At 42.7% G+C, this 22,229-nt stretch carries 27 protein-coding genes, 1 pseudogene, 1 riboswitch and 1 other annotated feature; of the genes and pseudogenes, 26 read left to right on the top strand and 2 right to left on the bottom strand.

All coding sequences use genetic code 11. The features are described 5' to 3' along the window. The first annotated feature begins 7 nt into the window (after positions 1 to 7). The 3 genes from HMPREF1150_RS09195 (at position 8) to HMPREF1150_RS09205 (ending at position 4,771) form a co-directional block, all read left to right on the top strand. Positions 8 to 1,678 carry a rhamnan synthesis F family protein gene (locus HMPREF1150_RS09195; protein ID WP_009659287.1) on the top strand — a complete coding sequence of 557 codons (1,671 nt, stop codon included), beginning with the start codon at positions 8 to 10 and terminating at the stop codon, positions 1,676 to 1,678. A 57-nt stretch (positions 1,679 to 1,735) separates the two neighbouring features. Beyond that, complete coding sequence (locus HMPREF1150_RS09200; RefSeq protein ID WP_002912836.1) at positions 1,736 to 4,204, top strand: LTA synthase family protein; 2,469 nt, start codon at positions 1,736 to 1,738, stop codon at positions 4,202 to 4,204. Between the two features lie 78 nt (positions 4,205 to 4,282). Next, positions 4,283 to 4,771, top strand: coding sequence for an EbsA family protein (locus HMPREF1150_RS09205; RefSeq protein WP_002900006.1), 489 nt, complete (start codon positions 4,283 to 4,285; stop codon positions 4,769 to 4,771). On the opposite strand, the gene HMPREF1150_RS09210 is transcribed toward HMPREF1150_RS09205, so the two are convergent. Beyond that, a complete protein-coding gene (locus tag HMPREF1150_RS09210) occupies positions 4,768 to 4,965 on the bottom strand; it encodes a ferredoxin (protein WP_295345912.1) in 198 nt (65 codons plus the stop codon). The genes HMPREF1150_RS09205 and HMPREF1150_RS09210 overlap by 4 nt on opposite strands. 45 nt (positions 4,966 to 5,010) lie before the next feature. Here HMPREF1150_RS09210 and HMPREF1150_RS09215 point away from each other — a divergent pair, with 45 nt between their 5' ends. From HMPREF1150_RS09215 to HMPREF1150_RS09285, 16 genes are all read left to right on the top strand, one after another. Further along, a complete protein-coding gene (locus HMPREF1150_RS09215) occupies positions 5,011 to 5,448 on the top strand; it encodes an SAG1386/EF1546 family surface-associated protein (protein ID WP_002895035.1) in 438 nt (145 codons plus the stop codon). A gap of 9 nt (positions 5,449 to 5,457) precedes the next feature. Continuing rightward, entirely contained in the window at positions 5,458 to 6,135 is a 678-nt protein-coding gene (cmk, locus tag HMPREF1150_RS09220) for a (d)CMP kinase (protein WP_002920778.1), read from the top strand. A gap of 26 nt (positions 6,136 to 6,161) precedes the next feature. Then, positions 6,162 to 6,292 (top strand) — a sequence feature (ribosomal protein L20 leader region). 16 nt (positions 6,293 to 6,308) lie between these two features. Further along, the gene (gene infC, locus HMPREF1150_RS09225; protein WP_002895037.1) at positions 6,309 to 6,839 is read left to right on the top strand and encodes a translation initiation factor IF-3; all 531 of its coding nucleotides are present in this window, start codon (positions 6,309 to 6,311) and stop codon (positions 6,837 to 6,839) included. Between the two features lie 33 nt (positions 6,840 to 6,872). After that, positions 6,873 to 7,073, top strand: coding sequence for a 50S ribosomal protein L35 (gene rpmI / locus HMPREF1150_RS09230; protein WP_002895038.1), 201 nt, complete (start codon positions 6,873 to 6,875; stop codon positions 7,071 to 7,073). 44 nt (positions 7,074 to 7,117) lie between these two features. After that, complete coding sequence (gene rplT / locus HMPREF1150_RS09235) at positions 7,118 to 7,477, top strand: 50S ribosomal protein L20 (protein WP_000124830.1); 360 nt, start codon at positions 7,118 to 7,120, stop codon at positions 7,475 to 7,477. Between the two features lie 214 nt (positions 7,478 to 7,691). Then, positions 7,692 to 8,159, top strand: coding sequence for a deaminase (locus HMPREF1150_RS09240; RefSeq protein ID WP_002895042.1), 468 nt, complete (start codon positions 7,692 to 7,694; stop codon positions 8,157 to 8,159). Between the two features lie 34 nt (positions 8,160 to 8,193). Next, entirely contained in the window at positions 8,194 to 8,808 is a 615-nt protein-coding gene (locus HMPREF1150_RS09245; RefSeq protein ID WP_009659261.1) for a tetratricopeptide repeat protein, read from the top strand. 344 nt (positions 8,809 to 9,152) lie between these two features. Then, positions 9,153 to 10,343, top strand: coding sequence for a methionine adenosyltransferase (gene metK, locus HMPREF1150_RS09250; protein WP_009659323.1), 1,191 nt, complete (start codon positions 9,153 to 9,155; stop codon positions 10,341 to 10,343). A 244-nt stretch (positions 10,344 to 10,587) separates the two neighbouring features. Beyond that, positions 10,588 to 11,847 (top strand): UDP-N-acetylglucosamine 1-carboxyvinyltransferase, encoded by a 1,260-nt coding sequence (locus tag HMPREF1150_RS09255; protein WP_002895048.1) that lies wholly within the window; start codon positions 10,588 to 10,590, stop codon positions 11,845 to 11,847. Between the two features lie 33 nt (positions 11,848 to 11,880). Continuing rightward, positions 11,881 to 12,432: a GNAT family N-acetyltransferase gene (locus tag HMPREF1150_RS09260; RefSeq protein WP_009659355.1), complete on the top strand. Its 552-nt coding sequence runs from the start codon at positions 11,881 to 11,883 to the stop codon at positions 12,430 to 12,432. After that, positions 12,425 to 13,702 carry a CBS-HotDog domain-containing transcription factor SpxR gene (gene spxR, locus HMPREF1150_RS09265; RefSeq protein ID WP_009659239.1) on the top strand — a complete coding sequence of 426 codons (1,278 nt, stop codon included), beginning with the start codon at positions 12,425 to 12,427 and terminating at the stop codon, positions 13,700 to 13,702. Before HMPREF1150_RS09260 ends, spxR begins: the two co-directional genes overlap by 8 nt. Before the next feature lie 21 nt (positions 13,703 to 13,723). Next, positions 13,724 to 14,581, top strand: a complete 858-nt coding sequence (locus tag HMPREF1150_RS09270) for a methionyl aminopeptidase (RefSeq protein WP_009659317.1) — start codon at positions 13,724 to 13,726, stop codon at positions 14,579 to 14,581. Between the two features lie 33 nt (positions 14,582 to 14,614). Beyond that, the gene (locus HMPREF1150_RS09275; RefSeq protein WP_032905378.1) at positions 14,615 to 15,544 is read left to right on the top strand and encodes a YihY/virulence factor BrkB family protein; all 930 of its coding nucleotides are present in this window, start codon (positions 14,615 to 14,617) and stop codon (positions 15,542 to 15,544) included. 38 nt (positions 15,545 to 15,582) lie between these two features. Next, positions 15,583 to 15,942, top strand: a complete 360-nt coding sequence (locus tag HMPREF1150_RS11395) for a hypothetical protein (RefSeq protein WP_009659267.1) — start codon at positions 15,583 to 15,585, stop codon at positions 15,940 to 15,942. Positions 15,943 to 16,280: 338 nt separating this feature from the next. After that, positions 16,281 to 16,730, top strand: coding sequence for a MarR family winged helix-turn-helix transcriptional regulator (locus HMPREF1150_RS09280; RefSeq protein WP_002900018.1), 450 nt, complete (start codon positions 16,281 to 16,283; stop codon positions 16,728 to 16,730). Positions 16,731 to 16,747: 17 nt separating this feature from the next. After that, complete coding sequence (locus HMPREF1150_RS09285; protein ID WP_009659255.1) at positions 16,748 to 17,455, top strand: B3/4 domain-containing protein; 708 nt, start codon at positions 16,748 to 16,750, stop codon at positions 17,453 to 17,455. Between the two features lie 72 nt (positions 17,456 to 17,527). Here the strand turns inward: HMPREF1150_RS09285 and HMPREF1150_RS09290 are convergent, their stop codons facing one another. Beyond that, positions 17,528 to 17,968 (bottom strand): GtrA family protein, encoded by a 441-nt coding sequence (locus HMPREF1150_RS09290; RefSeq protein WP_009659304.1) that lies wholly within the window; start codon positions 17,966 to 17,968, stop codon positions 17,528 to 17,530. A 28-nt stretch (positions 17,969 to 17,996) separates the two neighbouring features. After that, positions 17,997 to 18,133, top strand: a riboswitch (PreQ1 riboswitch). Between HMPREF1150_RS09290 and HMPREF1150_RS09295 the strand changes: the two genes are divergently transcribed. The 7 genes and pseudogenes from HMPREF1150_RS09295 to HMPREF1150_RS09325 form a co-directional block, all read left to right on the top strand. After that, complete coding sequence (locus tag HMPREF1150_RS09295) at positions 18,131 to 18,646, top strand: QueT transporter family protein (RefSeq protein ID WP_009659280.1); 516 nt, start codon at positions 18,131 to 18,133, stop codon at positions 18,644 to 18,646. Its footprint overlaps the riboswitch before it by 3 nt. Before the next feature lie 156 nt (positions 18,647 to 18,802). Next, positions 18,803 to 19,225, top strand: a complete 423-nt coding sequence (locus HMPREF1150_RS09300) for a hypothetical protein (RefSeq protein ID WP_009659330.1) — start codon at positions 18,803 to 18,805, stop codon at positions 19,223 to 19,225. 14 nt (positions 19,226 to 19,239) lie between these two features. Further along, complete coding sequence (locus HMPREF1150_RS09305) at positions 19,240 to 19,632, top strand: hypothetical protein (RefSeq protein ID WP_002924159.1); 393 nt, start codon at positions 19,240 to 19,242, stop codon at positions 19,630 to 19,632. A gap of 20 nt (positions 19,633 to 19,652) precedes the next feature. Then, positions 19,653 to 19,988, top strand: a complete 336-nt coding sequence (locus HMPREF1150_RS09310) for a hypothetical protein (RefSeq protein WP_002924160.1) — start codon at positions 19,653 to 19,655, stop codon at positions 19,986 to 19,988. Further along, a complete protein-coding gene (locus tag HMPREF1150_RS09315) occupies positions 19,985 to 20,644 on the top strand; it encodes a hypothetical protein (RefSeq protein WP_009659256.1) in 660 nt (219 codons plus the stop codon). The genes HMPREF1150_RS09310 and HMPREF1150_RS09315 overlap by 4 nt, the downstream gene beginning before the upstream one ends. A gap of 1 nt (position 20,645) precedes the next feature. Further along, the gene (locus HMPREF1150_RS09320; RefSeq protein WP_002924162.1) at positions 20,646 to 21,122 is read left to right on the top strand and encodes a hypothetical protein; all 477 of its coding nucleotides are present in this window, start codon (positions 20,646 to 20,648) and stop codon (positions 21,120 to 21,122) included. 15 nt (positions 21,123 to 21,137) lie between these two features. After that, a pseudogene (locus tag HMPREF1150_RS09325) lies at positions 21,138 to 22,229 on the top strand (hypothetical protein); the annotation flags it as partial.

The raw sequence follows: 22,229 nt of genomic DNA, 5'->3' as shown, positions 1-22,229 counted from the left end.
TATTTTCATGGAACGAATATTACTCTATGTTCATTTCAATAAATGCAATCATATAAGCGGTCATGTCTTCTATCAATTGGAGCAGCTAAAGCCGCTTTTTTCTAAGATTCTTTTTATTTCAAATAGTCCTTTGAGCAATGAGGACAAATGCCGGCTGAGAGAAGACTTGGGAATTTCTGACTTGCTTGAGCGGGATAATCGAGGCTTTGATTTTGCAGCTTGGCGTGACGGTATGAACTGGCTGGGTTTTGATACTTTGCAGAACTCAGACTCTCTGACTCTCATGAACGACACTTGCTTTGGTCCACTATGGGATTTGGCGCCCATTTATCAGCGCTTTGAAGAGGAACCGCAAGCAGATTTTTGGGGAATGACTAATTTTCGCAAGACCAGGTACTTTGAAGAGCACCTGCAGAGCTACTTTGTCACCTTTAAGCAGTCAGTTCTCAAAGACAAGTCTTTCCGTGAATTTTGGTCTCAGGTAGAAGATTTTACTGACGTTCAAGATGTGATAGACCATTACGAGACCCAGTTTACCAAACGTTTTGTAGAGGCAGGATTCAGATATCAATCTCTCCTTGATACCCGTCAGGAAGAAGCAGGAGAATTGGTTCATCCAGATTTTTCATACTATAAGCCTCTTAGGATTCTGGAAGCAAAGATTCCTTTTCTAAAGGTAAAAGCTCTCACAGGCAATCCTTTTTTGGCTAGGTATTTGCTGGAAGATCTTGAAACAAACTCGTCTTATCCAACTTCGCTTATTAGGCAACACCTTTTCTACTATTTTGGTCCAGACCTTCCTTGTTTGCTGCAGGACAAGTATTTGTCTCAGGCAACTTCGAACTACCGGACAGTTCAGCCTGTCCTCCTGCATATTCATGTAACGGATTTTCCTATTTTTCAGCAGTATCAGGACAAGCTATTCTCTCTGTCATCTCAGTATCAGTATTTATTGACAACAAACCAGCCAGAAGTGCTGAAACAGCTGCAGACAGCTCTGGGTCATCTAGGCAATAAAGTGCAGATTATCCTAAGTCAGAAATCTCATGCCTGGCTTGCCATGCTAGAGCAGAAGGAAATTCTGCAAAACTATGCTTATATCGGCCATCTATCTACTCATCGATTGGTGGAGAATCAGGCAGTTTTTGACCAAGCTATGCGCTCTGATTTGATAAATATGATGGTTTATTATGCAGATACAAGCATAGAAGCGCTAGAGCAGGAGTCTGCTGTAGGGCTGGTTATTCCAGATTTGCCGCGCCTAGTCAGAGATGGCTTGTTTGAGTCAGAACCGCCGCGTCCAAGGCTGGCTGCTATCTGGCAGGAAGCTGATTTGCATAAGTCTTTTGACTGTATGACTCCCCCTTCTCTAACGAGAGTCTATGGTGGCTTTGTATGGTTTAAATACTCTGCTTTGGCTAGTTTGTTCCAGATGAAGAGTTTAGAAAGCTTGCCATCCTCTGAGCAGGAGCTGTCTGATGTTTTAGAGCATTTATTGGTTTATCTAGCTTGGGACAGTCATTATGATTTCAAGATTATGCCCTTATCTTCCCTCCCCTCTTTACTGGACTGGCAGAGGAAAAAGGCAGAGTTGACCGAGCAAAAAGAAAAATTAAGTCAGAAAAATTTATCTCAAAAGATTAGAAATCGTTTGTCCAATCTTTTAAAGAAAAAGTGAGATTCTTAATTCACAAAAAATCTCGCTAGAGAATTTAACTATTTACCAGAAAGAAAAATGAAATTTTTATTCAACCACTATAAGCAGTTCTCATACCTGCTGATTAGTTTTTTACTTTTAGATATAGTCGCTGTCACGACAGTTTTACTATTGGAGGAAGGCGAAGATTTGCGGAGCTATCCAGCCTTGTGGCTGGCCTTTCTGATGTTGCTTCCTCTTTTGTTTGGCTTGGGCAAGCTTTTGTCTCAGCTCTTCAGCAAAAGATTTTTCCTATGGTCAGCTATTATTTACGCTCTTTATACAGGATTTTCTTACTTACTGAGAGTAACGCAGCATGTCAATGATTTTGAGTTCAAAGCAGAACGGGTTTTCAGCAATCATTTTTGGCAGTTTAACTCCCTGCCTGGCTTGCTTTTGATTTTCTTATTTGCGTATATTTTTATCCATTTTCCAAAGCTTAAAAAACGCTTTCCAGGTAAGTTCTTGCAGGTTAATAAGAAAAATAGAGAGGTACTGGAAAATCTTTTTCTCTCCCAATTCTTTCTATTTCTTGCTTTGATGGACGATAAGATGCCGGAATTGCTGCATCACCAAAGCTATTTAGTGAATTTCCTTGAGGAAGGCAAGTTGGATATAACGCAGAACTTTGTGCTAACTTTCCTCTGCCTTATCGCACTAATCTTTATCCTGCTTTCTCTCCCCAGCTTTCTAGCTGTTAAGGGATTGCGTGATCTCGCTCAGAATAAAGCCAGTGTTTCTGTTGCTTTTGTGTTGAGTGCAGTGTTTGCTCTTATATTTAACTATACAATCCAAAATAGTATCCGAGGAGATGTGATTGTTTTGGATCAGTATCTTTTTACTGGAGCCAGTCTCTTTCAAATCATTGTTTTTTTCATGATTTTTATGGCTCTTTACCTGATTTTCAATCATTTTCTCCTGCCAACCATGCTGATAACAGCGCTAGTAGTGGTTGCTTCCATAGCCAGCAGTCTAAAATTTCAGTATCGCCAAGAGCCAATATTGCCTAGTGATATGGTCTGGCTGAGAAATCCCAAGACTCTCTTTGACTTTCTCGGAGGCAATTATGGATTTTATGCTATTTTGGGACTTGCTGCTCTAGGCGCTCTCTATTGGTATTTGCGCAAGAAAATCTTGCCAGGCAAGCTCATTACCGTTCTTAAATACCAGCTTCTCTTGCTAGTCCTGCCCTTGGTCTTTTTCTTGGGAGTCATGGATATATTTGCCACTAAAAAGAATGGCAAAATAGTAGAGAATATCCCAGTCATTTCGGTCTTAAATAATTACCATGACCTGACTTGGATGGGAAATACTGTCAATTCACAGCTGCGCTCTCTTTCTTTTGTCTGGTTTTCACAGATGTCGGATACAACCATGATTGAGCCACGTGGCTATTCTAAGGAAAAGATTCAAGAGATAGAAAAAAAGTATAAGAATGTTGCGGAAGATATTAACAAAGAACGCCAGAATAAAATCGAAGATCAAACGGTAATTTATCTCCTGAGTGAAAGTTTTTCTGATCCAGCTCGGGTTGATGGCGTTACTATGTCTGAGAATCCAATTCCTTATATTCAGGAAGTTAAAACTCGCACCACCAGTGGACTGATGAAGTCAGACGGCTATGGTGGAGGAACGGCCAACATGGAATTTCAGACCCTGACAGGTTTGCCTTTTTATAATCTGTCTCCATCTATTTCGGTTCTCTATACTGAAATTGTCCCGAGGATGAATAGATTCCCTTCCATTAGCGATGCTTATTCATCTAAGAATCGGACAGTAATCCATCTGGCCTCCCCTAGCAATTATGCCAGAAATGTCATTTACCAGGATTTGGGATTTGATACCTTTATTCACTATGGTACCAAAGGCCTGAAGGGGGATAATATAGGTGGTAATTACAGCGATAAAACGACTTATAATCAAGTCTTGGAGCATTTGAATGGCAAGCAGGGACAGTTTTTCTCTGTCATGACCATGCAGAACCACATGCCTTGGAGTGAGCCCAATCCTGTCTACATGTCTGCCAGCTATCCTGATTTTAGCAAGGAAGGGAACGAATCTCTTTCCAGCTATGTCAGAATGCTTTACCATACAGATCAGGCGACCAAGGAGTTTTTGGAGAAGCTTTCAAAGGTAGATAAAAAAGTAACAGTCGTCTTTTACGGTGACCATTTGCCTGGTCTCTATCCTCAGTCAGCCTTTAAAGAAAATCCAGAAAGCCAATATCTGACAGATTATTTCGTTTGGAGTAATTATGAAACTCCTAAACTCGATTATCCAAGAGTCAATTCTAGTGATTTCTCCGCTCTCTTACTGGAGCAGACCAATTCCAAAGTATCACCTTACTATGCTTTATTAACAGAAGTATTGCATAAAGCAAGTGTCGATAAAAAGGAATTGGACGAAGAAGCTCAAGAAATAGCAGATGATTTGAAACTGATTGAGTATGATATGGTCAGAGGAAAGGGTTACTTGTCTGATAGCTTCTTTAAGACAGCAAAATCATAAATAAAAAATAGAATAGGCAAGTCTACCTGTTCTATTTTTTCTTAATTTATGCTAAACTAGTAGTATGGGGGTGTGAGCATGATAAAGATTTTCGGTAAGGTTCGCTATCACTGGCAGCCAGATGTAGCTATCCTGATAATATATTGGTCTTTATCGGTCATTCCGATTTTTGTTGGCCTGGCTTTGATGTATGAAAGCTCACGAGTGCCGACTCTTGTTCTGTTTTCTTTCTTCTTGTTCATGGTTTTGCTGGGAATGGGAGTTCATCGTTATTTTACCATTTATGATGATGGAACCTTGCGAATTATCACAGCCAATCCCTTTACTCCGATAAAGGTCAAGATTTCAGATATTGAAAAAGTCGAAGTGACTAAGACGTCAATTACCTTATATTTTAAAGGGCAGAACCGCAGCCGGAGTTTTTGTATGCGCAAGTGGCCTAAGAAATATTTTGTCAATGCTCTGGCCCTTAATGAGCATTTTAAGGGTGAGGTAGAATTAGTAGATAATTTTACCCATATTGACTATTTTGAAGCTTACTATGGCAGTCAGTCCAAAAAATCCTAGTCTTTCAAAAGAGCTCGGGTTGGACAGTTTTTGATGGCTTCCACGACATCGGGATCCTCAGCGATTTCCTTTTCTAGGAGCTGGTCGTCCTGGTAAAATTTGACGATGCCATTGTCATGATAGTCAAAGAGATCAGAGTAGGTTTGACAAAGCCCACAGGCAATGCACCGTTCGGGAATGAGTGTTACTTTCATACCCATATTGTAATAAGATTTTAAGAAAAACTCAAGGAGGAAGTCATGGAAAAAGAACCATGGGAAGAAGATGTATACGATAACGGAGAAGATAAGTTGAAACGAACCAAGAAATTTAGCGCCTTGAATGCAGATCGCTTGTTGACCATATTAACCATTATTTTCTGTATTTTAGTGGTAGCGGTGGTGTGCTTCCTGACCTATCTGTCTACTGGAGGAAGTAATAGACAGACCCAAATGGAAGGTTTCTACGGCACTTCAGCAGCAAGTTCCAGCAGTGAAGCGTCTTCTACAGCAGAGCAGACAGCGGCAAATACCACAGAATCCTCTGAGGGAACTCTGACTGTCCAGCCTGGTGAAGGCGAGGCAGCCATTGCAGCGCGTGCAGGTATTTCTATTGCCAAGCTGGAACAGCTTAACCCTTCTCATATGTCTACTGGTTCTTGGTATGCCAATCCAGGTGATGTTGTGAAGATTGAGTAGGAGCCAGCCATGAAACAGATTCAAATTGCGATTGATGGTCCAGCTTCCAGTGGAAAATCGACCGTTGCCAAGATTATTGCTAAGGATTTTGGCTATACTTATTTAGATACAGGAGCCATGTACCGGGCTGCAACCTATTTGGCTCTGCGGCATCATCTAACAGAAGCAGATGCCACTGAAATTGTAGACTTGCTCAATAATCATTCGGTCAGTTTTGGTCGAGCAGAAGATGGCGAGCAGCTAGTCTTTGTCGGCGACGTGGATGTGACTCACCCGATTCGGGAAAATGAAGTTACCAATAATGTTTCCTGGGTATCAGCCATTCCTCAAGTCCGTGAGAAACTAGTGGCCTTGCAGCAGCAAATTGCAGCTCAGGGAGGGATTGTCATGGATGGTCGTGATATTGGAACGGTTGTCTTGCCTCAGGCTGAGCTCAAGATTTATCTGGTAGCCTCGGTTGATGAAAGAGCTGAGCGCCGATATAAGGAAAATCTATCTAAAGGCATTCCTGCTGACTTGGAGAAACTGAAAGAAGAAATCGCAGAGCGGGATTATAAGGACAGTCACCGCGAGGTTTCGCCGTTGAAACCTGCAGACGATGCCATTCATTTTGATACCACGGGTGTTGGTATTTCTGAAGTTGTTGCATTTATCGAAGAAAAAGCGAAAAAAATCATTGACAAATAAAATGAAACTTGGTATGATAGTAGAGTTGAGAAAAGCAGAAGTGAGAGCTTCTCGCCTTGCGACTAACGTTGTCTGGCTCTACAGGATTTAGTTTCAGTGATGAAATACTATCATGTAGTGCGGGTTTGCGTTAGCAGGTCCGCACTTGTTTTTCTCTAAAAATAAAAAAAGAGGTGAAAACCATAGCAAAACAAGACTTATTCATCAATGATGAAATTCGTGTGCGTGAAGTTCGCTTGATCGGTCTTGACGGCGAACAATTAGGTATTAAACCGCTGAGCGAAGCGCAGTCTCTTGCGGATGAAGCAAATGTCGATTTGGTCCTGATTCAGCCACAAGCTAAACCACCTGTTGCAAAAATTATGGACTATGGTAAGTTCAAATTTGAGTACCAGAAAAAACAAAAAGAACAACGCAAGAAACAAAGTGTTGTTACTGTGAAGGAAGTCCGTCTCAGCCCAACTATTGACAAGGGAGACTTTGACACTAAACTTCGCAACGCACGCAAATTCCTTGAAAAAGGAAATAAAATAAAGGTATCTATCCGCTTCAAAGGCCGGATGATTACCCACAAAGAAATCGGGGCTAAAGTTTTAGCAGATTTTGCTGAAGCGACTCAAGATGTTGCTATTATTGAGCAAAAGCCTAAGATGGATGGACGTCAGATGTTCATGCAGATGGCGCCAATTCCTGACAAAAAATAGATTGTCAGAAAGACAGAAAAAGGAGAAAACATTATGCCAAAACAAAAAACACACCGCGCATCAGCTAAACGTTTCAAACGTACAGGTTCTGGTGGCTTGAAACGTTTCCGTGCTTACACTTCTCACCGTTTCCACGGAAAGACTAAAAAACAACGCCGTCATCTTCGAAAAGCAGGAATGGTGCATGCAGGAGATTTCAAGCGTATCAAAGCAATGCTTACAGGTCTGAAATAAGAGCTACTGTAACGATTATCTAGGAAATATTGGAGGAAATATAAATGGCACGTGTTAAAGGTGGCGTTGTATCACGCAAACGCCGTAAACGTATTTTAAAATTAGCTAAAGGTTACTATGGAGCAAAACATATCTTGTTCCGTACTGCAAAAGAGCAAGTAATGAACTCTTACTACTATGCATACCGTGACCGTCGTCAGAAAAAACGTGACTTCCGCAAACTTTGGATCACTCGTATCAATGCGGCAGCTCGTTTGAACGGCCTTTCATACTCACAATTGATGCATGGTTTGAAATTGGCTGAGATTGAAGTTAACCGTAAAATGTTGGCTGACTTGGCTGTTAACGATGCAGCAGCTTTCACAGCTCTTGCAGATGCAGCTAAAGCTAAGCTTGGTAAATAATTAAAATAAGAACTGAGGATTTCCTTGGTTCTTTTTCGATAACTCTTAATGAAAAGTATGAAGAGGGAAATAGTCTGCCATGCCATTTATAGTATAGATAAAGGCATGTTGCTGATAAGATAGCTTTCATGATAAAGCTAGTTAAAAATAGGAATTTGCGATATAATAGAAAAAAATACTTATGTGAATAAAAAATCAGTAGAATGGAGAAATTATGTCAGAGAATCGTTTGGCTTGGGATCAGTATTTTGCGGCTCAGGCTCTCTTAATCGCTAATCGCTCAACTTGCAAACGAGCCAAAGTCGGTGCTGTCTTGGTCAAGGATAATAAAGTTATTTCAACTGGTTACAATGGCTCGGTTTCAGGGACTGAGCACTGTATTGACCATGAGTGCTTGGTTATTGACGGTCACTGCGTGCGGACCTTGCATGCTGAGGTCAATGCCATCTTGCAAGGAGCCGAGCGGGGCGTTCCCAAGGGCTTTACGGCTTATGTAACCCATTTTCCCTGCCTCAACTGTACCAAACAACTGCTTCAGGTCGGCTGCAAGCGCGTGGTCTACATCAACCAATATCGCATAGATGACTATGCTCAGTATCTCTACAAGGAAAAAGAGGTAGAATTAGTTCATTTGCCGCTGGATGATGTCAAGAAGGCCATCGCTCAGACGGATTTGGTTTAGTGGGAGAAGTTCTGGAGGTAAAAGGAGAAGGCAGATGAATGAGAGATTGGCAGCCGCTTGGCAGCATTTCTTTGAAGGACGGTTAAATAAGGCCGAAGAACTAGAGCGGCAGCTTGAAAAAGATTCCTTTAGCCGCTGGAATTTGCGAGCTTATCTTGCTGTAGAAAGGCAAGATTATCAGAATGCTTTTGCAAATTTGGAGCTTTATCTGATTCAGGCTCAGAATGATAGTGATATTGAAAATGAGCATATCGCTTATCATCAGCTAGGCTATGTTGCTAGAGCTGCGGGAGATTTTTATCAAGCTTTAGAGTGGATAGAAAAAGAAGCTGCTTTCCTAGCGATGTATTTCCCAGATGACCATTATCGTCAATCAGTAAATCTCTATGAGTTAGGCTACCTAAATCTTAAATTAGGCCGATTGACTCAAGCTCAGGAGTTTATGCGAAAGTCGCATATCTATGCTAAGGAGTCAGATGATGTGGTAAACCATGCATGTATTTGCCGAGGATTGGGTGAAATTGCTCAAGCTTTGGGAAATCTCAAAGAAGCAAGAACCAACTTTGCGGCTGCTATCAGACTTTTTGACCAAGCTGGTGATGCTATCGGTAAGGCGGAAGTTGAAGAGTTGTTAGCAAGCTGCCCTTAGTTTATCATTGCAATAAAGCTATAGTTTCTGATTATAGCTTTTTCTATTTAAAAAATTCTGAATTTTTTAGCGAAAAGTGGTATAATGAAGAAGTTATATAGTCCCGATAAGGTGGTAGGAAACTTCTATCAGTACTTTGTAACTCGCAAACAATGACGGCTCCAAAAGTCGCACGTCATTCTACGGTTGCCGCTATTCTGCGGTCAACCTATGCGTCTTACTAGCTTCAGAAATAAAAAGGTATTGTTTTTATTTCTTTCGCGTCGTAACTCGCAGGTGACATGTTTTTAAAGAGTTTTTGAGTTTGTTTACTTGTTTAATATTTTTTAAGGGGGGACATTTCTATGTCAGAACGTAAACTTTTCACGTCTGAGTCTGTATCGGAGGGGCATCCTGATAAAATTGCAGACCAAATTTCCGATGCTATTTTGGATGCTGTCTTGAGTCAGGATCCAGATGCCCATGTGGCTGCCGAAACAGCCGTTTATACAGGCTCGGTTCATGTTTTTGGTGAAATTTCGACCACAGCTTATGTAGATATTAACCGTGTGGTTCGTGATACCATTGCAGAGATTGGCTACACCAATACAGAATATGGATTTTCAGCAGAGACAGTCGGTGTGCATCCGTCTTTGGTGGAGCAGTCGCCAGATATTGCTCAGGGTGTCAATGAAGCTCTGGAAGTTCGTGGGAATGCGGATCAAGATCCATTGGACTTGATTGGTGCTGGAGACCAGGGGCTTATGTTTGGCTTTGCAGTGGATGAAACGCCAGAGCTCATGCCGCTTCCTATATCGCTCAGTCACAAGCTAGTCCGTCGATTGGCAGAGTTGCGCAAATCAGGAGAGATTGCCTATCTGCGTCCAGATGCTAAGTCACAGGTGACCGTTGAGTATGATGAAAATGACCAGCCAGTGCACGTGGATACGGTAGTTATTTCGACCCAGCATGATCCAGAAGTGACCAATGAAGAGATTCATCGTGATGTGATTGAAAAGGTAATTAAAGCAGTTATTCCAGCCCAGTATTTGGATGATAAGACGAAATTCTTCATCAATCCAACCGGTCGCTTTGTAATTGGCGGCCCGCAAGGTGACTCTGGCTTGACTGGACGTAAGATTATTGTGGATACTTACGGCGGTTATGCTCGTCATGGTGGCGGTGCCTTCTCTGGTAAGGATGCAACCAAGGTTGACCGCTCAGCTTCATACGCAGCTCGTTACATTGCTAAAAACATCGTGGCTGCTGGACTGGCCAAGAAAGCAGAAGTGCAGTTAGCCTATGCCATTGGTGTGGCTCAGCCGGTTTCTGTACGGATTGATACTTTTGGAACTGGTACTGTTGCAGAAAGCAAGCTTCAGGAAGCTGTTCGTCAGATTTTTGATCTGCGTCCGGCCGGTATCATTCAAATGCTGGATCTGAAACGCCCAATCTATCGTCAGACAGCAGCTTATGGCCACATGGGTAGGACAGATATTGACCTGCCTTGGGAAAAGTTGGATAAGGTAGAGGCATTGAAAGCATCAGTGCAGTAAGAAGATAGTTCTCAATCGTAATGGTTGAGAGCTTTTTTATATAGGTAATATTTGCAAGGCAAGCAGTCTAGCCTTGCGCTTCTCTCATTCCTGGTAATACTGTATTTTTCTGAAAATACTATTAAAAAAGTAATTTTTCAGTTTCATTTTAATTTCAATTGTCTTATTTATCTAAAAGTATAGGAAATTTCCCGAATCTGTGGTATAATAAATGGCAATACCTTGAAAGAGCTTTATTTTAAACATGAAAAAAATTGTAATACATGGTGGTCGCCCCTTAAAAGGAGAGGTGACTATTAATGGTGCTAAAAACAGTGTCGTTGCCTTGATTCCGGCTGTGATTCTGGCGGATGATATTGTAACGTTGGATGGCGTTCCGGATATTTCGGATGTGGATAGTCTGATTGATATCATGATTGCCATGGGGGCTAGTGTTACTCGCTCTGAGGACAGTCTGACGATTGATCCGCGTGGTATCCAAAATGTCCCTATGCCTTATGGAAAAATCAACAGTCTAAGGGCTTCCTATTATTTCTATGGCAGCTTGCTTGGCCGCTATGGTGAAGCGACGGTAGGTCTGCCTGGTGGCTGTGACTTGGGGCCGCGTCCTATTGACTTGCATCTCAAGGCTTTTGAAGCAATGGGGGCTAAGATGACCATGGATGGCAACTACATGAACCTATCCACAGGGGGTCAGCAGCTGAAAGGCGCTAGCATTTATATGGATACGGTCAGCGTGGGTGCTACCATCAATACTATGTTAGCTGCTGTCAAGGCAAAAGGTCGGACTATTATTGAAAATGCAGCGCGGGAGCCAGAAATCATTGATGTGGCAACTCTTTTGAATAATATGGGAGCGCATATCCGCGGAGCAGGAACTGATATTATCACGATTGAGGGGGTTCCACACCTCCATGGAACACGTCATCAAGTAATTCCAGACCGTATCGAGGCAGGAACTTATATCGCCCTTGCTGCGGCTATTGGTCAGGGAATTCAGATTAATAATGTCCTTTATGAGCATTTGGAGAGTTTTATTGCCAAGCTTGAGGAAATGGGTGTTCGGATGACGGTTTCTGAAGACAGCATTTTTGTCGAAGAGCAGCAAAACCTGCGAGCTATAAACATCAAGACTTCCCCTTATCCAGGCTTTGCAACTGACCTACAACAGCCGATTACTCCGCTCTTGCTGACGGCTAATGGCCATGGTAAGATTACGGACACCATCTATGAGAAGCGGGTTAACCATGTGGCGGAGCTGGCTAAGATGGCAGGTAAGATTTCGACCAGCAGCGACCAGATTGTCTATGAGGGGCCAAATCAGCTGCAGGGAGCTCAGGTCAAGGCGACCGATTTACGAGCAGGAGCTGCCTTGGTTATTGCTGGTTTGATGGCTCAGGGAAAGACAGAAATTACTAATATTGAGTTTATCCTGCGTGGCTATTCTAATATTATTGAAAAATTAACAAGTCTGGGTGCAGATATCCAGTTGATAGAAGAATAAGCGTTTTTCGCTTATTTTTTGTAGAGGTAGCAGATGAATTTATGGACACATTTAGCAGCCTGCTCATTTATTGAGACAGAGCATGCTTTTTTGCGGCCCATTGTCTTTGAAGATGCAGGAGCCCTATATAAGATTGCGTCCAATCCGGAAAATACTCAGTTCATCTTTCCGACAGAAGCAAGCCTAGAGGAAAGTGAATACGTCATTGCCAATTTCTTTATGAAAAATCCTCTGGGGATTTGGGCCATTTGTCACAAGGAAACGCAGGAAATGATTGGCTCTGTCAAGTTTGAAAAGATGGACGAGATCAAGAAAGAAGCTGAGTTAGGTTATTTTCTGCGGCAAGACTACTGGGGACGAGGGCTGATGACAGAAATTGTCCGAGAGATTGCTTTTCTATCTTTTACCCGCTTTGACTTCAAGCGTCTCAGCATTATTACTCATGCAGAGAACCTAGCTAGTCAAAAGGTAGCTCAAAAATCTGGCTTCAGCCTCTACCGGCAGTTTAAAGGGAGCGATCGATACACGAGGAAGATGAGAGATTATCTGGAGTACCGTTATGAGAGAGGAGATTTTAATGAGTAAGCATCAGGAAATTTTAACTTATCTTGAAAATCTTCCAATCGGCAAGAGGGTCAGTGTTCGCAGTATTTCAAACTATCTGGGAGTCAGCGACGGTACGGCCTATCGAGCGATCAAGGAAGCGGAGAACCGCGGTATTGTTGAGACCAGGCCTCGGAGTGGTACGGTTCGGGTCAAGTCCAAGAAAGTTGTCTTGGAGCATCTGACCTATAAGGAAATCGTTGATATTACAGGCTCAGAAGTATTGGCCGGAGAAGACGGTCTAGAAAAAGAATTTAATAAGTTCTCCATCGGAGCCATGACGGAGCAGAATATCCTGCGCTATCTGACAGAGGGCGGTCTCCTGATTGTTGGAGATCGGACAAAAATCCAGCTTTTGGCCTTGGAAAATGAGAATGCGGTGTTGGTTACTGGAGGTTTTGAAGTCAGCTCGGAAGTTCTGAAGATGGCTAATCTGCTTAATATACCGGTTCTCAGGACCAAGCACGATACCTACACCGTGGCAACCATGATTAATCGTGCCCTGTCCAATATGCAAATCAAGACCGATATTTTAACAGTGGAGCAGGTCTATCGCTCCAGCCACGAGTACGGCTTCTTGCATGATACAGATACTGTTCGTGACTATCTGGACTTGGTCCGCCGCAATCGTGCCAGCCGGTTTCCGGTTATCAATCAGCAGCAAATGTTGGTGGGAGTAGTAACCATGCGGGATGCAGGAGATAAGTCTCCTCTGACAACCTTGGACAAGGTCATGACGAAAAACGTCTTTATGACAGGCTTATCTGCTAATATTGCCAATATCAGCCAGCGCATGATTGCAGAAGATTTTGAAATGATACCAGTGGTTCGCAGCAACCAGACCTTGCTGGGCGTGATTACACGGCGGGACATTATGGAAAAAATGAGCCGTTCTCAGATTTCCAGCCTGCCGACTTTCAGTGAGCAGGTAGGACAGAAGATTAGCCGTCAGGATGATTTGTTTTCCTTTACTGTTGAGCCATTTATGCTGGAGCAAAATGGTGTGCTGGCCAACGGTGTGCTGACAGAAATTTTGACTCGGATTACCCAGCAGCTCATGGTCAACAGTGGCCGCAGCCTGATAATCGACCAGCTGATGATTTATTTCTTTCAGGCGGTCCAGATTGATGATCTGCTGCATATCCAGCCGCGTATTATCCGTCAGACTAGGCGGACAGCCATTATTGACTTTGAGATGTATTTGGAAGCGATGCTGGTTGCCAAAGCCACGATTACAGTGAAAATTAATTAAGAAGAGGAATTTAGAGAAAGAATGATTACTTTAAAATCACAGCGTGAAATTGACTTGATGGACAAGAGTGGAGATTTTCTGGCTTCTGTCCATATCGGTTTGAGAGACTTGATTAAGCCAGGCATTGACATGTGGGACATAGAAGAGTATGTCCGCAAGCGTTGTAAAGAAGACAATGCGCTGCCTCTGCAGATTGGTGTTGAAGGGTCTGTCATGGACTATCCTTATGCGACTTGCTGCTCTCTTAATGACGAGGTAGCCCATGCCTTTCCCCGTCATCAGAAACTGGTAGAAGGCGATGTCATCAGCGTTGATATGGTTGTTGGCTTGGTCGATAAGGCAGAGCTGGATGTGTCCAAGCTAGATTTTGACAATGTGGAACAGATGAAGCAACACACAGAGAGCTTCCGGGGCGGTGTGGCGGATTCTTGTTGGACCTATGCAGTAGGGAAAATTAGCCCAGAGGCTCAGCAGCTGATGGATGTGACCAAGGAATGTCTCTACCGTGGAATTGCGGCTGCCAAGGTTGGCAATCGTATTGGCGACATTGGCGCAGCTATTCAGGAATGTGCTGAAAGTCATGGCTATGGCGTTGTGCGGGATTTGGTCGGTCACGGTGTTGGCCCAACCATGCATGAGGAGCCTATGGTGCCGCATTACGGTCGAGCAGGACGCGGCTTGCGCTTGCGTGAGGGAATGGTTCTGACCATTGAGCCCATGATCAATACAGGTACCTGGGAAATCGATACGGACTTTGAGACCGGCTGGGCACATAAAACGCTGGATGGCGGCTTGTCTTGCCAGTATGAGCATCAGTTTGTCATTACAAAAGATGGTCCTGTCATTCTGACCAGCCAGGGAGAAGAAGGGACTTATTAGAAATCAAAGGCTGGGCACTTGTCTCAGCTTTTTTTGAAGGAGAAGAGAGTGAAGAAATTTTTTGCCAAGATTCGTAGAAATCAGTTTTTAAGAGAATTTTTCCGTTTTTATAAAGAGGCAGATAGTGAGCTGAGCAGCGTTGCAGTTGCTTATTATTGGCTGATTTCCGTTTTTCCCTTGCTCTTAATTGTGGTGAATATTTTGCCCTATTTTCACATTCCGGTGGCGGATTTTCTGACAGCTATCAAGGACATGCTACCAGAGACTTTATATGATGTTGTAGCAAAAGTCATGCGTGAAGTGCTAACCCAGCCCTCGACTGGCCTGCTGAGCTTCTCAGTCTTGTCGGCTCTTTGGACTTTTTCCAAGTCCATGAATTTCCTACAGATTGCCTTTAACAAAGCCTATGGGGTAGCTAAGAGTCGGGGGCTGATTTCCCATCGCGTCATGAGTTTGGTTGTCAGTATTGGCCTGCAGATTCTCTTTGCCTTGGCCCTCTTTCTGACCATGTTTGGTCATATGTCGCTTGATTTTCTCCGTACCTATTGGAAGCTGGATAGCCAGCTCTATCAGCACTTGCAGAATTTTACCGAGCCTCTGATTTACGCCGTACTCTTTGCGGTTTTGGTTATGTTTTATTATTTCCTGCCCAATGTGAAAATTAGCAAGAAACGCTATGTTCTGCCCGGCAGCGCCTTTGTGCTCTTGACTATTCTGGCTTTGCTGAATATCTTTTCCGTCTATATGGATAATTATTTAAATCACCTAGTTGATGTTCGCTTTTTCAGCTCTATCATTATGGTTGTGATGATGTTTTGGTTTATCATAATTGCTAAAATTTTGATTGTTGGTGCAGTGCTTAATGCCAGTATCCAGAGCTGCTGTGAGTCAGGGTTTCAAGTTGAGAGCACTGGACGCTTTACTTTCAAGAAGAAGGAGCAGGATGGGGAAGGTGAATTATAATATGGCATTATTTAAGAATGGTAGAAGAGGATGATAAGATGAGAAGAAAAAGTAGAATTGTTTTATGGCTACTGCTAGGTGGAATATTTTCCATAATTACACTAACTGGTTGTAGGACACTGAATCCCTCGGTTCCTGAAAATCGAACAGAGGAAGAATATGTTCTGGAAAATAGCTTCAAGCCTTTCTTTAACTTTTTAGCAGCAGAAAAGAAAGATTTATCAACTGTTCAAGAATATAGCTCTTATTTATTGGAACAGGAGAATCCCTCAAGTACTTTACAACACCATAAAATTGATTTAGAAAGAAAAGGCAATATATTAGAGGGAAATTATAATATTGGTTATAATGATGGGGAGCCAAATTCAACAGACAACTTTACAAACCATTACTTATAAAGCTAATGATTACCTTGATTTTATAAAAGAGATAAAAGAGAATTATAATATTAAGAGTAAGAGTTATGTGAGTATTACTTTAACTAATAGAGGATATGGAGAATTTTCTGTGGATATCAGTATTGAAGCTGAGAATGGACAATATATTAGTGTTTTAAATCATATTGTGTTGAAAAAAACAGAGGAACAGTAGAAAAATACTAGAAGATAAAACCTTTGTTAAATTCTTGCATTTTTCAATTTAAAGAGGATTTTCTTCTTTTTCTTTTCGGTTAATTTTATTGCATTTGCAATAAAATGTGTTATAATAGAGTCAAATAAAAATTAAAGGAGGGGATATGTCAGTATTGCGGGAAATTGGGATTATTGCTCGAGCTTTGGATTCCATTGCTAATATTGAGTTTCGTGATATAGAGCTAGCAAGAGGTCAATACCTTTATTTGGTGCGAATCGCGGAGAATCCAGGGATCATCCAAGAGGAGCTGTCGGAGCTTCTCAAGGTGGATCGCTCAACGATTGCCCGCTCTGTCAAGAAGCTAGAGGCCAAGGGCTTGGTCCAGCAGAAGGCAGCCAAGGGCAACAAGAAGAACAAGGAATGGTTTGTGACGGAAAAAGGAGAAAAACTTTATCCTTTGATCCTAGCTGAGAATGACTATTCTGAAGAGACTTCCCTGCAGGGCTTTTCTCAAGCGGAAGTTCAAGCCTTGGAGAAAATGCTGATCCGAGTGCGTGAAAACATCACAGGTGACTGGGAAGCCGTCAAAAAAGGACAAAAAAGAAACTATTAAGATTAAAGAGGTGCATCATGAAAGTTACAGTTGAACATGAATTTTGGCAAGTATTTCCGGAAGGTCAGATTAGTGTTTTAGTGGTCAAGGGACTGGATAATAGTGTGGATGAAAGTAAGGACCCATATTTCAAATCCCTGCTGGATAAGGGAGCGAAACGAGCTGAGGACTTTATCTTAGATGAGAACTTCACTCAAAATGAAGTCATTCAGGAGTGGCGGCAGGCTTTCAGCAAATTCAAGACCAAGAAAGGAGCACGATCCTCTATCGAAGCCCTGCTCAAGCGGGTTAGTCAGGGGCGGGAATTTCATCCAATCAATCCTTTGGTCGATATCTACAACAGTGTCTCGCTGTCTTATGCGGTTCCATGTGGCGGTGAGGATTTGGATAAGATTGTTGGAGATTTACGTCTAGGAAAAGCAAAGGGTGGCGAAGCCTTTTTCCCGCTGGGAGCTGAGAGTGACGCGCCGGCTCTGCCAGAAGAAATCATCTACTATGATGAAGAAGGGGCTGTCTGCCGTTGCCTTAACTGGCGAGAAGCCCAACGAACTATGCTGACAGAAGCGACCAAGGATGCCATCTTGGTCATTGAGGCCATCAATGGAGAGCAAGCAGCGCGTGCACAAGCAGCCATGACAGAACTCCAGACTCTGATTGAGGACTATTTTGGTGTCAAGGGTGAAATCACTCATCTGACGCTTGACAATCCAAGCTTGGAAATTTAAGACTATAAAAATCTGGATCAGAATTATCTGGTCCAGATTTGCTTTTATAGGGTGAAATAGACTGATTCGTTGTTATTTTTTCTTGTTTTCAAAGATGAAGAGTTTACTGAAAACATAGTTGAGAACAATAATAAGTACTTGAGAAAAAAGTGACTCGATAGAGTTGATAAGATTGCGGTTATTGTTGACAAATTGCCCGATAATATTAGGGTAAGTATCTACTAATAATTTTGCAAGAACAATATCCAGCAAAAGAGTGCCAGAACGAGCCAGAGCAAATTTAAGAAGTCGTTTTTGCCAACCTTTGCGCTGCTGTTTAAAGACAATGGTATCATTTGTGATAAAGGCAAAAAGTACTGCTGTGACATTAGCAGTAATGGTCGCAAATAATGTCTGTCCTGTAAGAGCGAAGATAAGGAGACGAGTAGTCATATAAACAAGGGTAGCTGCCACACCAAAGAAGAGGTAGGACAGAACCTCATTGTCAAAGAATTTTTTGATTAAAGTTTTCATAAAGATAGTCTATCATATTTCTAGGATTTATGCTATACTAGTTGGGTTGCCAAATCTGTGGGGCAATCAACTAATGATGCTCCTCTTATGCGAGGCAACCCTTGGCGCTTAACTTCTTTCGCCAAGCATATTATACGCGGTAAAGCCGCTAAAGGAGAAAACATGAAACAAGAAAAACTGAGAGTTCGTGATTTGGCTCAGATTGCCATTGTTGCTGCTATTTATGTAGCTCTTACGATTACGCCCCCTTTAAATGCTATTAGTTATGGGGCCTATCAGTTCAGAATTTCTGAAATGATGAACTTTATGGCATTTTATAACCGAAAATATATCATGGGAGTCACCATTGGTTGTATGATTGCTAATCTCTATAGTTTTGGAATCGTTGATGTCTTCGTCGGCGGTGGGTCAACCTTAGTCTTCCTGTCACTGGGAGTCTACCTCTTCAATCGCTATAAGAATCAATATCTGATTAAAGGCTTGATTCGTTTGGATCACTTCTATTTTGCGATTTTCTTCTCTATTTCGATGGTGACCATTGCTGCAGAATTACATTTCTTGCAAGGCTTGCCATTCTTTCTGACTTGGTTTACAACAGCCATTGGAGAATTTGCTTCTTTGATTGTTGGAGCTATCCTTATTAACCAGATTACAAAAAGTATTGATTTGACAAAATAGGCTTTTTGTGGCTCTGATGTGTGTAAATAGACAGATTGGAAGCATTTGCATATTTTTTTACTTCATGGTATGCTAGAAGTGTACATTTAGACTAAGATTAGTCTCATTAAACTTCTTGGTAGGGGAGACCAAAAAAACAACGCAAGGAGGTTCTGTATGGAACAAAATGAGCAGCTTAGGGAGTATTTGATAATCAAAAAAGAGGCCTATCATTGGCTTCTTTGGTGGGGACTTGCATACCTTATTGGAGTGGCGGGTGTCATTATATTACTATATAATGATTTACCGTCCTACAATAGGTATTTTTCTATTCTCACGATTATTATGCTCCCTATTTGGTTTGTCGGGGCTTTTCCTCTATTTATGGCAAAAAATCAAATAGAAAAAGAGCACCCAGAATTTAACGCTGTTAAGACCAAAGAGGTCGTGGTGCCTATGTCTATGCGGAAAAAGCGATATCTGATGCTTCTTCCAGCGCTCGTAGTTGTGGCTTTTGTCTTTGTGAAAAGCTATCAGTCGGGCATGGCAGAGAAAGAAAAAAAGGAAATCTACGAGATTATCCAACAGTATCGTAATTAAGGAAGGAGAAGAGTATGGCAAGTGATGAAGAATTGAAAAGCAGGGTAGAAAACCTGAGCGGTGAAAAGAGAAAATATGAGCGGGTGCGAAATAGTATTCGGTCGCATAGTTTGAGTCATATGCGTAGTCTGGATGATATGAACAATTTTATCGATTATTGTGAAAAAATCATCGGCATTGTAGACGGTGAAGAGGGCTATCATTACATCAGCAATCTTTCTGAACATCTCAAAGAAGATGTCAAAACGATGAAAAAATACCGCGACTATGTTCGTGACGCCAATCAGTCATTCGTCAATCTGCACAATCTTTTAGAATCGAAAATCAGTAGCCTTGACAGTCAGATTGATAGTGCTAAATCTGAATACAATGAAGGAAAATGGAATCCTTTCGAAAGAATGTGGTAATTAAGGAGGAGTGTGTATAAATGAATACAAATATCAATGATATTCAAGACCGTTATACGGCTGAGACGGTACAATACGAAAGTAGCAATATTGCTGCGGTGTTGGAAAATCTAAAAGCAGCCGTGACTTTGATAGAGACAACCATTCCTTCTAATATCTCCGCTATGGAAAGCAGTGAGAGCCTCTGGAGCGGAAAGGCTAAGGAGCAATATCTGGGGCTGAAGGATTTTCTCAAACAGTACCAAGGTGATTTTTCTTCTAGCGTGAAGGAGCTGAAAACGGCTGTTGAGGGGCTGGAAACCCTGCTCAATTCAACTTCCCAAGCCAATGTAAAAAAGGAGATTGACAACGGATGAAGACTTTTACTTTGGAGGCGATTTACGCCTTACACATGTTTAACGATTATTCGGATGACCTCTTCTTTCTGCCCCTGCCTAGCGAAGAGGGAAAAACTCGCTTGGAAAATCTGCGCCAGGTTTTAGAAAAAGGCTACGAGGACTTGGGGAAAATGGGCTTGGTGATTGATAACGAGCCGACGGAAGAGTGCGCTTATTACGGCGCTTTTCTGGAGCGTTATCACAAGGCGATTTACCATTGTCAGGTGGACAGCAATTATTTCTGCGCGCAGGAAACCGACAGCAACAAGTGGACGACGACGGTCATCAAGCAGATTGGCGATAATCAATATGTGATTGAAACTTTGCATAGCCTGGTTTTTCTGGCGCATTTGAAAGACATTCATCCGATTTTGAAGGACTTGGAAGAGAAGCGCAAGAACTACGCTTACTACAGCTGGGAACCTTTTTCGGCTTTTCGCTTACAGGCTTACTATGCCGACAATGAAGCCATTCGTTTGCAGACATTTCGGCGCAAGGAGCTGCTGAAAGACAGTCTCTTTTTGGAGGCGCCATCGGGCTTGTATGAGTTTGATGTGGCGCATGAACGCATTCGCTCGATGGACGGTGAGGAATTACGAGATGAGATTATCCACGATTTGAAAGTGAGGGTGTAATATGGCAGACAAAATTAGTATTGACCTAACGCAGCAGGAACAGCTTTTGCTCCATATCCGAACTATGGTCACTTCAGCAACCCAGCTGAGTACGAAATTAAAAGAAGGAGTTGACGGCTTGCCTGCGCTCACTTCAAAGGGAGAAGTGCATAATCGTATGGTTGGAAATGAGAATCAGCTGATTCGATTTGTCACGAAAGCGCAGACTTTTCAGACTTTGACCGAGGTCATATTTAAGCACACACAGACCACCTATAGCGAATTTATTGATACTGATAAGATACTGGCTATGGACATCGCCAACAGTATTTTATATAGCTCCGAGACTTCTGCTGAGGACAAGCAGGGGATAAAAGACGATCCTAAGGGCTCTGTTGACAAGCTGAAAAAATCTATTCAAGACGAGAATGGTGAAATTCACAAGAATATGAAGGGGACCAAGTCTTCTGATATTATCATCGGTACTGGTGGAGCCTGATAGAGAGGAGTTACAATGGCTAAATATTATACGAATGAACCTGACTTTAAAGAAGGCTCTAAGACGGGTTGGTTTCACAGCAACATCAACTGCGTAAAGGACTTGCTACGCGATATTGATGAAGTGTCAAATAAGGTCAATTCTGAGGGCTTAGCTCATCTCTATGTGGCAACGGGAGAAGCGACTTTGGGGCGTGACATGCCCGTCGGTCCTTTTGAAGATGCGGAGCACCATGCTCTTCATCGCTTGGATGCCTCTAAGAAAGTCCACAAGGAAATCGTCCAAAATATTGACGGGAAATTCTTTGAGGGCTTGGATAATGCTTTGGAGAGTCTCAATAAGGTCAACGAAGGGAAAAACCAGTATAAGAGTAAGTATTTGACTTATACGAAAACCAACACGACTTACGATGAGTACGGGACTGCGATAGAGTACACCACCACGGAACACTACAGTATTTCGGATATTGTCAATAGCGACAAAACCCCGATACCCGCCGCCAAGGAACTCTACGATGCTAAGCTCAAGCTGGCAAAAGAAGGCTTGGCGAAGATTGAGAAAGAAGATCATGAGAATTACGAAAAGCTCAAGGGCTTGAGCGACCAACAGCTCATGGAAGCTATGTTTCCGACGCAAGTCGGCGAGTACGAGCGGGCGCGCTCGACTTGGAAGGAGGACAACAAAGGCTGGTTGCAGTGGGTTGAAATTGGTGGTAAAATTATAGCAGTGGGTGCCATTATCGCAGGGAGTGTCCTGAGCGGAGGAACACTCGCTCCTATCCTTATCGGAGCAGGGACAGCTTACCTGGTGGCAGATAGCGGTTATCAGGCGTTTAGCGGGGAGACCATTTCGGGGAAACGGCTGACTGACGGGGAGCGCATCTGGGCAGGTGTGGACGCAGTCTTGACGGCAGCGACCGGTGGCTTTGCGACCTATGCCAGCGTGCTTGCCAAGACAGGGAAAGCCGCCTCTACGACGGTACAGACAGTCGGCAAGGTTGCCAATTATGCCGATGATGCCAATGACATCGCTCATACGGTGACCGCGATGCAGGATGACCCCTTGGGCGCAGCACTCCAATTTGGAATAGGGCGTGCGATTGGTCAT

It is taken from the genome of Streptococcus sp. AS14, from assembly GCF_000286495.1.
In the GTDB taxonomy this organism is placed as follows: Bacteria; Bacillota; Bacilli; order Lactobacillales; family Streptococcaceae; genus Streptococcus; species Streptococcus sanguinis_P.
Note: the sequence above shows the minus strand (reverse complement) of the source record. Positions and strands in the feature narration are given on the sequence as shown.

What these genes read in the sequence shown, in the direction of transcription:
- HMPREF1150_RS09195 (WP_009659287.1), top strand. Translation starts at nt 8, where the DNA reads ATGGAACGAATATTACTCTATGTTCATTTCAATAAATGCAATCATATA.
- HMPREF1150_RS09200 (WP_002912836.1), top strand. Translation starts at nt 1,736, where the DNA reads ATGAAATTTTTATTCAACCACTATAAGCAGTTCTCATACCTGCTGATT.
- HMPREF1150_RS09205 (WP_002900006.1), top strand. Translation starts at nt 4,283, where the DNA reads ATGATAAAGATTTTCGGTAAGGTTCGCTATCACTGGCAGCCAGATGTA.
- HMPREF1150_RS09210 (WP_295345912.1), bottom strand. Translation starts at nt 4,965, where the DNA reads ATGAAAGTAACACTCATTCCCGAACGGTGCATTGCCTGTGGGCTTTGT.
- HMPREF1150_RS09215 (WP_002895035.1), top strand. Translation starts at nt 5,011, where the DNA reads ATGGAAAAAGAACCATGGGAAGAAGATGTATACGATAACGGAGAAGAT.
- cmk (WP_002920778.1), top strand. Translation starts at nt 5,458, where the DNA reads ATGAAACAGATTCAAATTGCGATTGATGGTCCAGCTTCCAGTGGAAAA.
- rpmI (WP_002895038.1), top strand. Translation starts at nt 6,873, where the DNA reads ATGCCAAAACAAAAAACACACCGCGCATCAGCTAAACGTTTCAAACGT.
- rplT (WP_000124830.1), top strand. Translation starts at nt 7,118, where the DNA reads ATGGCACGTGTTAAAGGTGGCGTTGTATCACGCAAACGCCGTAAACGT.
- HMPREF1150_RS09240 (WP_002895042.1), top strand. Translation starts at nt 7,692, where the DNA reads ATGTCAGAGAATCGTTTGGCTTGGGATCAGTATTTTGCGGCTCAGGCT.
- HMPREF1150_RS09245 (WP_009659261.1), top strand. Translation starts at nt 8,194, where the DNA reads ATGAATGAGAGATTGGCAGCCGCTTGGCAGCATTTCTTTGAAGGACGG.
- metK (WP_009659323.1), top strand. Translation starts at nt 9,153, where the DNA reads ATGTCAGAACGTAAACTTTTCACGTCTGAGTCTGTATCGGAGGGGCAT.
- HMPREF1150_RS09255 (WP_002895048.1), top strand. Translation starts at nt 10,588, where the DNA reads ATGAAAAAAATTGTAATACATGGTGGTCGCCCCTTAAAAGGAGAGGTG.
- HMPREF1150_RS09260 (WP_009659355.1), top strand. Translation starts at nt 11,881, where the DNA reads ATGAATTTATGGACACATTTAGCAGCCTGCTCATTTATTGAGACAGAG.
- spxR (WP_009659239.1), top strand. Translation starts at nt 12,425, where the DNA reads ATGAGTAAGCATCAGGAAATTTTAACTTATCTTGAAAATCTTCCAATC.
- HMPREF1150_RS09270 (WP_009659317.1), top strand. Translation starts at nt 13,724, where the DNA reads ATGATTACTTTAAAATCACAGCGTGAAATTGACTTGATGGACAAGAGT.
- HMPREF1150_RS11395 (WP_009659267.1), top strand. Translation starts at nt 15,583, where the DNA reads ATGAGAAGAAAAAGTAGAATTGTTTTATGGCTACTGCTAGGTGGAATA.
- HMPREF1150_RS09280 (WP_002900018.1), top strand. Translation starts at nt 16,281, where the DNA reads ATGTCAGTATTGCGGGAAATTGGGATTATTGCTCGAGCTTTGGATTCC.
- HMPREF1150_RS09285 (WP_009659255.1), top strand. Translation starts at nt 16,748, where the DNA reads ATGAAAGTTACAGTTGAACATGAATTTTGGCAAGTATTTCCGGAAGGT.
- HMPREF1150_RS09290 (WP_009659304.1), bottom strand. Translation starts at nt 17,968, where the DNA reads ATGAAAACTTTAATCAAAAAATTCTTTGACAATGAGGTTCTGTCCTAC.
- HMPREF1150_RS09295 (WP_009659280.1), top strand. Translation starts at nt 18,131, where the DNA reads ATGAAACAAGAAAAACTGAGAGTTCGTGATTTGGCTCAGATTGCCATT.
- HMPREF1150_RS09300 (WP_009659330.1), top strand. Translation starts at nt 18,803, where the DNA reads ATGGAACAAAATGAGCAGCTTAGGGAGTATTTGATAATCAAAAAAGAG.
- HMPREF1150_RS09305 (WP_002924159.1), top strand. Translation starts at nt 19,240, where the DNA reads ATGGCAAGTGATGAAGAATTGAAAAGCAGGGTAGAAAACCTGAGCGGT.
- HMPREF1150_RS09310 (WP_002924160.1), top strand. Translation starts at nt 19,653, where the DNA reads ATGAATACAAATATCAATGATATTCAAGACCGTTATACGGCTGAGACG.
- HMPREF1150_RS09315 (WP_009659256.1), top strand. Translation starts at nt 19,985, where the DNA reads ATGAAGACTTTTACTTTGGAGGCGATTTACGCCTTACACATGTTTAAC.
- HMPREF1150_RS09320 (WP_002924162.1), top strand. Translation starts at nt 20,646, where the DNA reads ATGGCAGACAAAATTAGTATTGACCTAACGCAGCAGGAACAGCTTTTG.